The following is a 12,670-nucleotide window of genomic DNA, read 5'->3' on the forward strand; positions in this document are numbered from 1 at the left end:
TCTCGGGACCGGCGATGGCGCTGAAGGACACTTTGCTGCGCGTCTTCACATGGTGGAACGGCCAGACCGTCTCCCTGGCGCTCCAGACCGCCCGCACCGGCATTTTCGTCGGCGAGGACGAGTTCGGGAACAAGTACTACAAGGCGGAAGGCGCGCTGATCGACCGCTCGGTCGGTTCGGAGCGCCGCTGGGTCGTCTACAACGGCTATGCCGACGCCTCGAAGGTCCCCCCAGGCTGGCGTGGCTGGCTCTGCCACAATGTCGATCTCGCCCCGAGCGAGGAGAACTACGAGCCGAAGGCTTGGCAGAAGCCGCATATCGAGAACCAGACCGGCACGGCCAACGCGTACCGGCCGGCGGGTTCGCAGCTCTCCTGGGGCCAGCGGCCGGCGGCCACCGGCGACTACGTCTCCTGGTCGCCGGGCGAGTAGATCCCCGGTTTCCCGCGGACTCGGCGCCCTTTTGCCGCCACCGTTCCGGTGTTCATGACGGGCCAATCCCGATCGTCCGCCGCGCAATCGTTGGCGCGGCCGGCCACCCTCGTCTAGGGGTCCGAGCCTTGAGCCGCATCACCGCCTTCGCACGCCGCGCGCTCGCCCCGAGCCTGGCGCTCGCCATCTGCGCCAGCCCCGCCGCCGCCGACAAGATCAAGAACCCGACCGCGGTCTTCTCCGGCCTCGACAAGATCACCGGCCGGATCGTCAACTTCGAGGTGGCGGTCGACGAGACCGTGCAGTTCGGCGCGCTGCAGCTCACCCCGCGGGTCTGCTACACGCGTCCGCCCACCGAGAGCGCCAAGACCACGGCCTTCCTCGAGGTCGACGAGGTGACCCTCGACAACAAGTACCGCCGCATCTTCACCGGCTGGATGTTCGCGTCGAGCCCCGGACTGCACGCGATCGAGCATCCGATCTACGACGTGTGGCTGGTCGACTGCAAAGGCGGCAGCGATGTGATCGCCGAAGCCAAGGAGCAGGAAGACGTCCCGGCCGTCGCGGCCAAGCCCGAGAAGGCGAAGCGCCCGGGCAAGGACCCCACGAAGACCGCGCAGCAGCTCAATGCGGCCGGGCAGGTGGACGTGGAGGCGCCGCGTGGCGTGCCCGTCCAGCCGCGCCAGAAGCCCTCGCGCAAGTTCTTCCCGTCGAACGAGGGTCCGGCACCGGCTCCGCCGCCGCCGCATCAGCCGCAGAACCTGTTCGACGCTCTATTCCGCTGACCGCGTCTGCGATCCGGTCCCGGCACCCGCCTCGATGAACTCGTCCGGCGTCGTCAGGGGCCGGTTCGAACCGCGACGCCGCTTCAGGCGACGTTGACGCGCCGCCCGCGATTCCACGCCAGGAACGGAACACCGGAGAGAAGTCCGGCGAGCGCCGCACCCGTCTGGTGGCAGCCGTTCACCGAGACCCGGGGCAGGGCCTGAAGGTGCGCGGCATGCTCGGCGAACAGGTGACCGGGCCGCGTGGTCACCGCCGTCGCAAAGCCCATCTCCCGCGCCAGGGCGAATTCCCGCGGTCCGGCGGAGGTCGGGTCTCCCACCGGATAGGACAGGTGCCGCACCTGCCGTCCGAGTTCCGCCTCGATCCGCGCGCGTCCCTCGGCGATCTCGCGGGCGGCGAAGGCGGCGTCGTGCTTGGCCAGCATCGGGTGGCTCACCGTATGCGCGCCGATGGTGACCGCCGGGTCGGCCGCGAGGTCGCGCAGCTCCGCCCAGGACAGGCACAGTTCGGAGGCGATCCGTCCGGGCGGGAAGCCGGCCTGTCGGCAGAGCTCGGCGATCCGGTCGAGAAGGTCGGCCTCGCGGCCGCGGCGCAGGTCTCGGTAAACGACTTCGAAGGCTAGAGCCTTCTCCTGCGGGCTGCGGGCCGGCAAGTCCACGCTGCGGGACCCGATGTCGATCCGCACGCGATCGAGGCGCGCGATCGCGTGCTCAAGCTCGATCCACCAGAGCCGGCCGCCCTGATCGGCGAAGCCGCTGGTGACGAACAACGTCCACGGCGCGCCGTGGCGGGCCAGCACGGGACGCGCATGCACGACGTTGTCCCGGTAGCCGTCATCGAATGTCAGGACCGCGAAGGGCGGCCCGTAATCGGGTTCGGCCAGGCGCTCCGGCAGGTGATCCAGGCCGATGATCTCGAAGCCCCGGGCATCGAGTTCCCGCAGGGTCAGGTCGAGGAATTCCGGCGTGATGCCCAGCAGGCGATTCGGCGCGAAGGCGGGACTCGGCGCGGGGCTGACGTGGTGGAATGTGAGGATCACACCGAGGCCGCGGGCGGCGGGGCCGAGCCACCGATCCGCCCCGAGCGCCTGTATCGCGCGAAAGCCGGACGCGAAGACCCGATGCTTGGCGCGCGACGACAGCATGATTCTGAACCGATCGGGCCGCAGCGCCCGTACCACGGAGCCTTGGCGCGACGCGGTAAACAAATCCGAAAGCCGCCGCACCGAGGGGCGACCGGAAGAAAGGTGCTGTTAGCCACGCATCCCTTTTGCCGCGCCGTGCCGCGCCGCGGGCCCAGGATCCCGCGTTGAGGTGACGGGCCATTCAGGCCCTGGAACCCAGTATTCGGGCGGCACGGGATCGTCGGTGGTCCCTGGGGGATCGGGTCATGGCGACCGGCGTCCAGATGGCAGGAACGGACATGGTCGAATCGCGCCTGGCCCACGGGCTCATCGCGGAGATCATCCCGGATCTGAATGCCGCCGAGGCACTCTGGCGCCGGCTCGAAACCGAGCCGGCCGCCCTCGGGACGCCCTATCAGCGGTTCGACTGGGTGAGCGCCTATCTGCATGCGACCGGGCAGGTCGAGCATGCCCGCATCGTGATCGTGCGGAACGCAGATGGGCGTCCACGCCTTCTCATGCCGTTGACGCTGCAGCGGGAACACGGCCTCCGCATCGCGCGCACCGTCGGTGACACGCACGCCAACTATCATATGCCGCTCTTCGCCACCCGCGATGCGGCAGCCCTCCCGCCCAGCAGCATCGTCACGGCCCTGATCCAGGCGGGCCGGGCCAACGGCATCGACGCCTACACCCTCAAGCATCAGCCTCGGATGTGGGACGGGGCGGCGAATCCGCTCGCCGCGACCGGCGAGCCCGAGGCCAGCGATGCCTACGGTCTCATGCTCGGGCCGGACCCGGAGGCGACCGTGCGCCGGGTCTTCAGCGCCGACGCCCGCAAGAAGCTGCGCTCGAAGGAGAAGCGCCTCATCGAGGCGCACGGCGCCATCGCCTACCGCCGCGCCGGGACGCCCGGGGAAGCGCAGCGTCTGCTGGCCGCCTTCTACGCGCAGAAATCGGCGCGCTTCGCCGTCATGGGCATCTCCGACCCCTATGCCGATCCCGCGATCCGCGCCTTCCTCGCGGCGGCGTCGACCGGCGCGGAGCCGGCGATGGAGGTGCATGCCCTCTGCCTCATCGAGAGCGGCCGGGTCCTGGCAACGTTCGGCGGCGCCGTGAGCGACCGGCGCTTCAGCGGCATGATGACGGCATTCGACGCCGACCCGGAGATCGCCCGGTACAGCCCCGGGGACCTGTTGCTGCAACATCTGGTGCGCGATCAGACGGACCGGGGCCGGCAGGGCTTCGACCTCGGCGTCGGCGAGGCGCGCTACAAGGCCAGCATCTGCGACGAGACGATCAGCCTCGTCGAGACGGTCATACCGGTGACCTTGCGCGGCCGGACCTACGGGGCCGTGCGCGGAAGCCTGACGCGCACGAAGCGGCGCATCAAGCGAGACCCGCGTCTCTACGCCGTCCTCAAGCGGCTCCGGGCTTTGCGCCGCCGGCCCTGACCGTCGCGTCCTGGGCCGGACCCGCGCCCGGCGGCACCCGTCTCAAGCGGCGCTGAGGCGCAGCTCGGCCGCCGGATCCTGAAAATCCGCATTCGCCGGACGGTCCTGAGCGACCAGGATCTGCCCCGCACCCGCATCCTCGGCCAGGGCGTAGAGATCGGCCAGCGCCGGATCCTCCGCATCGGCATTCGACGCGATCACCACGCAGTCCATGAAGCCCGCGACGAGCTCGAGCAGGTCGACGGCGCCCGGCGCGGCGGCGAGCCGGAAGAGCACGCACTCGTAGGCCTCCGCCATGGCTTCGAAGGTCAACACCAGAGCGTCCGGCGCGTCGAACAGGACCGTCGAATCGTGGAGCCCGGCCGCGATCCGATGATGACCGCCGGCGCGACCGGCCTGAATCACATCAAGGAAGGCAGCCTCGCCGGCGATGAGGTCGGAGAAGCCCAAGCCCCGGGGCCCGCTGCTCGGCGCGTTCAGATCCACGGCGACGAGGCTCCCCTCGCGGCCGAGGGCACGGGTCAGGGCCTCCGAGAGCGTCGCCGGACCGCGCCGGTCCTCGGTCTCGACGATCAGGATCCGGCGGCCGGACTGGGCCCCCGGGTCGCGGGGCGCTGCGGCGATGCGCGCGACGAGGGGCGCAAGGTCGAAGGTCTCGGCGGCGCCGGCTGACGCTTTCGCCACGGGTGCCGTCGTCGCGGAGGCGGCTGCGGCCTCCGACGGCTGGGACCAGCGCTCGGACGGCATCGGCTCCGGAAACGCGAAGGTCGGCCGGTCCATCACCGGCTCGCGGCGGCGGCGATCGTCCGTCGGATCGCCGTCGCGCTGTCCGGCAGCGCGGCCGGATTCGGCGAGCAGCGCGCTGGCGATGACGCCGCCCGCCGAGAGCATGAGGGTCAGCAGCGTCGCGAACGCGACGATCGGCAACTTCTTCGGGAAGGACGGCACCTCGGGCGTCACCGCGCGGGATACGATCCGGGCATCGGCCGGCGTCGCCGCCTCGCCGTCGCGCGCCGCCGCCTCGCGGTAGCGGCCGAGATAGGATTCGAGCTGCTCACGCTGCGCCTTGGCCTCGCGCTCCAGCGCGCGGAGCTGGATCTCGCTGGCGTTTCCTTGGGCGACGACGTCCTGCTGGCCGTCCACGGCGCTCCGGAGGCTCTCGACCCGTGCGCCGGCGATCTTGGCGTCGTTGTCCATCGTCCGCACGATGCGCTCGGCGGAAGCCTTGATCTGCGCGTCGAGATCCTCGAGCTGGGCGTTGAGTTCCTTGATCCGCGGATGGGCCGGCAGCAGCGTGCGCGATTCGAGGGCGAGCTGGGCGCGCACCGAGATCCGGTTCTCGACGATCCGCCGGATCACCTCGTTGTTGGCGACATCCGGGATCTCGAAGGCGCGCCCGTCCTTGATCAGGTCCTTGATGGCCTTCACCTTGCCGTCGAGATCGGCTTTCAGGCTCCGCGCCGCCGAGAGCTGGCTCGACAATTCGCCGAGCTGCTGCGCGTTGAGGGGCCGGCCGGTGGCGCCGGCGCTGCCCACGAGGCCGTTCTTGACGCGGAACGCCTCGACCTTCGCCTCGGCTTCGGCGACGCGCTTGCGGAGCCCATCGATGTTGCCGCCGAGCCACGTGGAGGCATAGCGGGCGGTATCGACCTTATCGGCCTCCAGCGATCCGATGTAGAGCTTCGCGATGGTGTTGGCGGCTTCGGCCGCGAGCTTCGGATCCTTCGCGCGGAACTCGATCGTCAGGATGCGCGACTTTCCGGCGGGAAAGACCAGCAGGTGATCGAAATAGGCATCGAGCACGCGGTCCTCGGCCGGGCGGTCCAGAGGATTGGCGCCGATGCCGAGCATCATCAGCACGCGCTGCACCGGGCCGATGCTGCCGGCGCCGGGATCGAATTCGGCATTGCCCACGAGCTTGAGCCGGCGGATCGCCTCGCGGGCGAGATCCCGGGACATGACCACCTGCACCTGGCTCGCCACAGCCTGCTCGTCGATGGGTGCGAGCTGGTCGGCGCGTTCCTGCGCGGTGCGGGCGAAGGCCGGGTCGCGGCTCTCCAGGAGAACCTTCGCCTCGCCGGTGTAGCGGGGGCTGACCACGTTGACGAAGACGCTCGCCCCCAGGGCGACCACCAGGGTCGGTCCGACGATCCATCCGATCGAGCGCCGCAGGATCCGCGGCAGCTGCGCGAGACCGAGGCCCTCCTCGGCGCGCGGCTGCGGGCTGGGCAGGGCGTTGGTCGAGCGTTGACGTATAGAGGACATGCGGACGCTCTGGACGCGGCGGAAAACCGGGCCGGCATTACTGCCCGCCCGCCGCCATTAGTGGATGTTAAGGTTGCTCAAGAGTTAAGGCGCGCGCGGACCGGCGGCGCCGGCCGGCCCGTCCGGCGGTGATCAAGTTTCATTAACCTTAACGGCCTAGATGATCCGGCAACTGCATCCTTGACGGCGATGGTGATGAACCGGCGCGCTCTGCTTCTCGCACTCGGCTCGACTCTGGCACTCGGCGGTTGCCTGCGGCCGAGCTTCCGCACCGACGAACTCGACGCGACCGGCACCGGGTCGATCGCTGCCCGCTACACGCTGGCGGCGGGCGACAAGCTCCGGGTGATCGTCTTCGGCCAGGACAACCTATCGAACATTTACGCGGTGGATGGTGCCGGTCGCATCGCCATGCCGCTGATCGGCACCGTGCAGGTCGGCGGTCAGACGACCGCCCAGGCGGCCAAGGCGGTCGAAGCCAAGCTGGCGGCCGGGTTCGTCCGCGAGCCGCACGTCACCGTGGAGGTGGACGCCTACCGGCCCTTCTACATTCTCGGAGAGGTGACCACCTCGGGCCAGTATCCGTTCGTCAACGGCATGACCGTCGAGACGGCGGTGGCCATCGCCGCCGGCTTCGGCCCCCGGGCGGCGCGGGATTATGCCGTTCTGACCCGCGACACCAACGGCACGCTGGTCTCAGGAATCGTGCCGATGACCTACGCGGTCCGTCCGGGCGACACGATCGTCATCAAGGAGCGCTTCTTCTGAGCGACGGCCGCGCCAGTCACTGCGCCTCATGCCACGGGTTGATCACCCGCATCGCGGTCTTCTGCGCAGGGATCGGCGTCGCGATCTCGGGGGCCGGCTGTTTCGCCCGCGCCATCATCTGCCGTGCGGCCTGTGCGGGCAGGGTGCCCACCGGCGTGAACAGGCCGGCCAGGACCTTGCGGGTACCCTTGCTGACCAAGCGCGAGTTCTGGACCGGTTCGAAATCCCGGATGGCGTGACGCTTGTCGGGATTCCCGGTGAACACCCGGGCGCCGGCATTCAGGACCACGATGTCGCCGGGGCGCAGCGTCTCGTCCTTCAACAGAGCCGCCGTGGCGCCGCCCTTCATGTCGATGGGGGTCTGGCGCTCGCTGATCTCCCGCTCCTTGACGCGGATCTTCAGCGGCAGCGCCGCGTAGCGGGTCTGAAAGCGCCGGCGGGCGGCGCCGAGCCGCGGGCTCGCTTGGCGGCCATACGAACGGCCCTCGAAGGCCGGAGCCTGGGTCTGCGCGGGCTGAGCTTGTTGAACCGCCGGCCGAGCCCCGAACAGCATCTCGAGGAAGCCCAGTTCGGCCGCGTGGGCGTGCATCGTCGTCCCGGCGAGAAGGCCGCTGGCCGTCATGACGGCCAGCAAACTGCTCGTGCGAAGCCTCATGACATCCTCCGGAACCGACGCCCGACGTGAGCATCCGACCCTCAACCGCAAGGCGTACTGGAGGGTTCCGGATGATTTACGATCTGCTTAGCAACACCGGTCGACTTCGCGACGGTGCAGTATTCGACGCCCCCGTCTGAGGGCGATGACGCGATCCGGACGCGGTGGGGGTGAAGCGCCGATCAGCCCGGAGCGGATTGTTCGCCCTCGCCGATGCAGTCGAGGGCGCGCTCGACCGCACTCACGGCATCGAGCAGGTGCTGGACCGTCCGCTCGACCTCGAGCGCGGGGCGACCCATCGCGGCGGCGCGGGCGCTCACATCCTCGAGCTGCTCCAGGAGGGCGAGAAGATCGCCGGCCACGGTCACGACCTCGCAGCGGGCGAGGCGCGTGACGGTGGGACGCGGGCGGAAGGGCAAGACGTTGCTCATTGCCGAGGGTTGTCGCCCGAAACGGTCCGGATTCGCCAGGGGGCGCGGGCCGCGCTCAACACGATTGCCCGTCGGTATCCGCCCCAAACCGGGGGTGTGGTGGATTTTCCGTGGCCGCTGCGCATCGGAGGCCACAGAACGGATTTACACGTTGCGCGCGACCTTGACGGGCGCGCTCCCGGGCTGACCATGCCGCGAGACGTTTCGTCGAGGCCTCGTCCGGGAGATGCCGGAGGGAGGCTCGACTCCGGCAGGCTTCAGGATTTGCGATGCGCTTGACCCTTCTCGCCCTCTCCGCACTCACCCTCGGTGGCCTGTGCGCCTGCAGCACCAGCGATGGGCCGGACTCGCGCAGCGGGCTGGCCGAGACCTTCAACCTCGACAATTACCGCGCCTCCGGCAACACGAACGGCACCCAGAGCCGCCGGGACGTGAACCGCGCCTACACCCAGCCCACGCTGCCGACGATCGGCAACCGCGGGATGTGACACCCGCGGTCGCGACGCGTCAGCGCTTGGTGAGCGCGTCCGCGAAGGCGGCGATCCGGTTGCGAGCGTAGACCGGCAGGCCGGCGCTGATCGAGTTGCCGGTGTTGAAGCTCGAATTGCCCATCAGCACCTGCGCCGGCAGCAGGTTCTTGAGAACCGGCACACGGGCGTACTCGGCCTTGCGGTCGAGGACGTCCCCCTTGATCGCAAGGGCCATGTAGGTGGTGACCACCGTCTTGGTCGGGTCGTTCGGCATCGGCTGGAACACGGCGAGGAACTTGCCGAAGCGCAGGATCTGGTTGACCCAGAAGATCGTCTGCTCCAGCCCGCCGGTGACGGACGTGTCGATCTTGGTCAGTGCCTTGAGCGCGGCGCCCTGGTCCGGCCCGAGGACCCGCAACTCGCTCTGGAACGAGACGAACTCGGCGATCTTCTTGGCCGACCCTTCCTCCAGCTTGTTGGCGAGCTTCACCCCGAGCGGCAGCTTGCCCTCGAGATCGTAGCGCGACTCGATGCAGGCGCCCGCCCCCTCGCACCAGGGCCGGTCGGGTCGCTTGGCGAAGGCGGCGGCCGGATCCTTGTTGGGGGTCACGTCGGCGGCCGAGATGGCGCGGTGCTTGATCGCCGGATCCATCTTCTGGACGAAGGCGAGATTGGCGAAGGCCTGGAGGTCGATCGCCTCGGCCGGCCGCGGGACGACGAAGCGTCCCTCGGCCACATAGACCTTCAGCGTCTCGTGCCGGGGTTTCGTCACGCCGTTCACCGTGACGGTGTAATCCGGCTCCTTGTAGCCGGGATAGGGGGCGAGCGCCGTCGCCTCGGCCGGCCGCACCTTCAACCAGTCGAGATACGGGATCAGGCCGTTCTCCGGCGCCGACGGATTCTCGCGGTGATCGGTGAACAGGATCTGGCCCGGCTTGATCGCGGCGGGGTCGACGGCCGTGACCGAGGGCACATCCTTGACCCGCTCCGGTGCCGGCGCCGTGTTGGCGGCGGGCGTCTGAGCGCGGACCGGGATGGCCGGGAGAGCGACCGTGAGGGCGGCCGCCAGGGCGGCAGGAAGCTGCTGACGCAACGGGATTCTCATCTCTCGGGGAGGGCAGTCAGTAACCGGGATCTTCGCCGAACAGGTAGTCCGGATCGCGGCGGCGCGGCCGGCGCGCGTCGTCATCCCCGCCGAAGGGCGAGCGGTTCGTCTGGCCGGGCCAGGGCTTGTACGGATCCTGCCCGTAGAGATCCACATCGCCCTGCGCACGGCGGCTGCGCGGCGCCGGACGCTCGCCGAACGGGTCCAGGAAGTCGGCCCGCGGCCGCTCGCCCGTCATGTTGCCGTAATAGTCGCCCGCCACGTTCGCGCCGTCGTCGGCGCCGGCGAGATCGCCGTCCTGGGCATCGGGCCGCATGGCGTAGAGCGTCTCCCGCGGAACGAGGCGGTACTGCGTGTCCGCCATCCGTCCGTCGCCGCTTGTGCGGAAATGCTCGAGAAAGCCGCCGCCCGCGACCCGCACGCCGCTGCGCGGATCGACCGCCAGGTCGGCGATGAAGGGGCGCGCCTCGGGGGAGGGGCCCCGCAGCGGCGTCTTGGGGATTCCGTTCGCCCACGCCGCCTGCAGGATCGCCGAGGCGATCGGCACCGAGACATGGCCGCCGGTCTGGCCGCGGCCGAGGGTCTTGCGGGTGCCGTCGGCGTTGTCGTAGCCGACCCAGACCACCACGCTGATCTCGTTGGTCAGGCCCGCGAACCACGCGTCGTTCTCGTTCTCGGAGGTGCCGGTCTTGCCGGCGACGTAGGCCGAGACCTTCGACAGCGCCGCCGCGGTGCCGTGCTGGGTCACCCCCTGCAGCATGGTCTTGAGCTGGTAGAAGGCGACCCGGTCCGCAGAGGCGATCCGCGCCGGCTCCTTGGCGGGGTGCGTGTAGAGCGGCTTGCCGTCCCGCTCGACGGATTCGAGCGCGTACGGGGCCGGACGCGCGCCCTCGTTGGCCACTGCAGCGTAGAAGCCCGCGAGGTCCAGCATCCGCACCGGCTGCGCGCCGAGGACGAAGGGATAGTAGGGCTCGCACTCGGCGTAGATCTGTGCCTCCAGGGCGATGTCGCAGACCCGTTTCAGGCTCGCCGGCGCCTTGGGCTCGATTCCACCCTGGAGCAGACGGGCGGTGACGAGGTTCTTGGAGAATTCGAGGCCGCGCCGCAGGGTGGTGGGGCCCGAACCGCCCCCCTCGTAGTTCTTCGGCGACCAGGAATCGCCGGTCCCGCCGATCGGCGGCAGGGTGACGGCGGAATCCATCACCAGGGTGTTGGGCTGCAGACCGGCATTGAGCGCGGCGAGATAGGTCAGCGGCTTCAAGGTCGAGCCGGGCTGGCGCACCGTCTGGGTGACGCGGTTGAGCTGGCTCAGCGGGTAGGAGAAGCCACCGGCCATCGCGAGGATCCGGCCGGTCTGGTTCTCCATCACCAGGGCCGCGCCCTGGACCGTAGGCCGGACGCGGATCTGCGCGCGCAGGCCGCCCTTGCCCGAGCCGACCTTCACGCGGATCACGTCGTAGACCTGCAGCTTGCCCCGGGCGATGCCGGGGTCGAGGACGGCGGTCCGGCCATCGGCGAGGCCGACCTTCATGCCGCCGCGCCCGGTCTCCAGCACCACCGCCATCGGCCAATGCACATCATAGAGCACCGGGCGAGCGCTCTCGAGCGCCAGAAGCCAGGCCGGCTTCTTCTGCGGGATCGCCGCGACCTTCTCGCCACGACGCGCCTTGGCGTCCGCCTTGGCGTCCATCTTGGCATCTGCCTTGGGCGCATCCGTTCGCGCTCCCGTCACCGCGGGCGCCGCCTGGGTCGCCCCCTCCGGTGCAGGAGTCGCGGCCTGGATCCGGCGGACGCTGTCGGCGAGGTTGAGTTCGGGCCCCGCGAAGACCTGACGGCCCGTGGAGCGCTCGTAATTGGCGAGCCCGTCCTGGAGAGCCTCCTCGACGGAGCGCTGCAGGCCCGCATTGATCGTCGAGCGGACGGTCAGCGACCCGGAGGTCAAAGAATCCACTCCCGCGAAGGTGCGGGCCTCCCGATTGAGGAAATCCACCACGTAGAAGCCGGAATCGCGCCGCGCGGTCTCGATCGGCTTCAGCCCGAGATCGGACTTGATCGCCGCGCTCATCTCGGCCTCGGTAATCGCGCCCTCTTCCTTGAGGCGGGCGAGCACGTAGGCGCGCCGCTCCCGCGCCCGGTCCGGATACTTGTCGGGGCTGTAGAAATTCGGCCCCTTGGGCATGCCGGCGAGGAGCGCGGCCTCCGGCAGGGTGAGCTGCCCCACCGGCTTCCCGAAATAGCTCTGCGCCGCCATCTCGATGCCGTAGGCGCCGCGGCCGAGATAGATGCCGTTGAGATAGAGCCCGAGAATCTGCGGCTTCGAGAGAATCCTCTCCAGCCGCGACGCGACGATCATCTCGCGGATCTTGCGCTCGTAGGTGACGTCGTCGCCGACCGAGAGGTTCTTGACCACCTGCTGGGTGATGGTCGAACCACCCGCCGGACGTCCCGGCGAGGCGAGATTGGCGATGAAGGCGCGGATCACGCCGCGCTCGTCGATGCCGTGATGGGTCTCGAAGCGCTTGTCCTCGGCGGCGATGAAGGCCTTCTGCACCAGCGTCGGAACCGCTGTGATCGGCACGACGATGCGGCGCCCGTTCGGCTCGGAGGCCTCGGCGAAGGGCTTGCCGGCGCCGTCGAGGATCCGGGTCATGCCGGGCAGCGCCTTGTCGCGCAGGGCCTCGGCGCTGGGCAGGTCCTTGGTGGCGTTGTCGTAGAACTCGATCACCGCCTTGGCGTCGAAGGGCGAGTTCGCCGGGTTCTCGCCTTTGCAGAACTGCTTGTAGCTCGTGTTCAGCTCGTTCAGGTCGAGCCCGTGCAGGATCTTCGGGGCGGCCGGCCCGGCGACGGTGGACGGATCCTCCATCGCGGTGGTGATCAGCTCGTCGAGGTTGATGTCCTCGATGTCGAAGGCCTTGCGCATGTGGGCGCAGCCGTCGCGCAGCAGGCGCACAACCTCGGGCCCATCGGTGGCTGGATCGAACTGCGTCCGGACCGCCTCCGGCCGGGTCGTGACCTGGCTCAGGGTCAGGGCGGTCGCGAACAGCTTGATCAGGATGGCGTTCATACGGGCCGGGTTCGGGGGACGCGACGGGGCGGGCGCGAACCTTTCGGGAGCGCGCCTGAACAGGGCGTGCACAACGCGGCTGATTTAAGGAGACGCCGCACGGCAACGCTTTGATGGG

The 12,670-nt window shown here is 69.6% G+C and carries 11 protein-coding genes; 5 read left to right on the top strand and 6 right to left on the bottom strand.

What is annotated here, in order from left to right:
• Nucleotides 1-14: 14 nt before the first annotated feature.
• Both GGQ91_RS17775 and GGQ91_RS17780 read left to right on the top strand, forming a co-directional pair.
• A complete protein-coding gene (locus tag GGQ91_RS17775; RefSeq protein WP_078947231.1) occupies nucleotides 15-431 on the top strand; it encodes an NADH:ubiquinone oxidoreductase subunit NDUFA12 in 417 nt (138 codons plus the stop codon).
• 128 nt (nucleotides 432-559) lie between these two features.
• Nucleotides 560-1,216: a DUF2155 domain-containing protein gene (locus GGQ91_RS17780; protein WP_043380931.1), complete on the top strand. Its 657-nt coding sequence runs from the start codon at nucleotides 560-562 to the stop codon at nucleotides 1,214-1,216.
• 83 nt (nucleotides 1,217-1,299) lie between these two features.
• Here GGQ91_RS17780 and GGQ91_RS17785 read toward each other — a convergent pair whose 3' ends face one another.
• A complete protein-coding gene (locus GGQ91_RS17785) occupies nucleotides 1,300-2,361 on the bottom strand; it encodes a polysaccharide deacetylase family protein (protein WP_182592547.1) in 1,062 nt (353 codons plus the stop codon).
• Nucleotides 2,362-2,606: 245 nt separating this feature from the next.
• On the opposite strand from GGQ91_RS17785, the gene GGQ91_RS17790 reads away from it, so the two are divergent.
• Nucleotides 2,607-3,794: a GNAT family N-acetyltransferase gene (locus GGQ91_RS17790; protein ID WP_182592548.1), complete on the top strand. Its 1,188-nt coding sequence runs from the start codon at nucleotides 2,607-2,609 to the stop codon at nucleotides 3,792-3,794.
• A 42-nt stretch (nucleotides 3,795-3,836) separates the two neighbouring features.
• On the opposite strand, the gene GGQ91_RS17795 is transcribed toward GGQ91_RS17790, so the two are convergent.
• Entirely contained in the window at nucleotides 3,837-6,059 is a 2,223-nt protein-coding gene (locus GGQ91_RS17795; protein ID WP_182592549.1) for a GumC family protein, read from the bottom strand.
• Nucleotides 6,060-6,248: 189 nt separating this feature from the next.
• On the opposite strand from GGQ91_RS17795, the gene GGQ91_RS17800 reads away from it, so the two are divergent.
• On the top strand, nucleotides 6,249-6,827 hold the full coding sequence (locus GGQ91_RS17800) for a polysaccharide biosynthesis/export family protein (RefSeq protein WP_043345320.1): 579 nt from the start codon (nucleotides 6,249-6,251) through the stop codon (nucleotides 6,825-6,827).
• A 16-nt stretch (nucleotides 6,828-6,843) separates the two neighbouring features.
• On the opposite strand, the gene GGQ91_RS17805 is transcribed toward GGQ91_RS17800, so the two are convergent.
• Both GGQ91_RS17805 and GGQ91_RS17810 read right to left on the bottom strand, forming a co-directional pair.
• Nucleotides 6,844-7,482: a hypothetical protein gene (locus GGQ91_RS17805; RefSeq protein ID WP_182592550.1), complete on the bottom strand. Its 639-nt coding sequence runs from the start codon at nucleotides 7,480-7,482 to the stop codon at nucleotides 6,844-6,846.
• A 182-nt stretch (nucleotides 7,483-7,664) separates the two neighbouring features.
• Nucleotides 7,665-7,913, bottom strand: a complete 249-nt coding sequence (locus GGQ91_RS17810) for a hypothetical protein (protein WP_043345326.1) — start codon at nucleotides 7,911-7,913, stop codon at nucleotides 7,665-7,667.
• A 269-nt stretch (nucleotides 7,914-8,182) separates the two neighbouring features.
• Here GGQ91_RS17810 and GGQ91_RS17815 point away from each other — a divergent pair, with 269 nt between their 5' ends.
• Nucleotides 8,183-8,401, top strand: coding sequence for a hypothetical protein (locus GGQ91_RS17815; RefSeq protein WP_043345328.1), 219 nt, complete (start codon nucleotides 8,183-8,185; stop codon nucleotides 8,399-8,401).
• Between the two features lie 19 nt (nucleotides 8,402-8,420).
• Here GGQ91_RS17815 and GGQ91_RS17820 read toward each other — a convergent pair whose 3' ends face one another.
• On the bottom strand, nucleotides 8,421-9,476 hold the full coding sequence (locus tag GGQ91_RS17820; RefSeq protein WP_182592621.1) for a hypothetical protein: 1,056 nt from the start codon (nucleotides 9,474-9,476) through the stop codon (nucleotides 8,421-8,423).
• 28 nt (nucleotides 9,477-9,504) lie between these two features.
• Nucleotides 9,505-12,552 (bottom strand): penicillin-binding protein 1A, encoded by a 3,048-nt coding sequence (locus GGQ91_RS17825; protein ID WP_182592551.1) that lies wholly within the window; start codon nucleotides 12,550-12,552, stop codon nucleotides 9,505-9,507.
• Nucleotides 12,553-12,670 lie beyond the last annotated feature (118 nt).

The organism is Methylobacterium fujisawaense, from assembly GCF_014138435.1.
GTDB classification, from domain to species: domain Bacteria; phylum Pseudomonadota; class Alphaproteobacteria; order Rhizobiales; family Beijerinckiaceae; genus Methylobacterium; species Methylobacterium fujisawaense.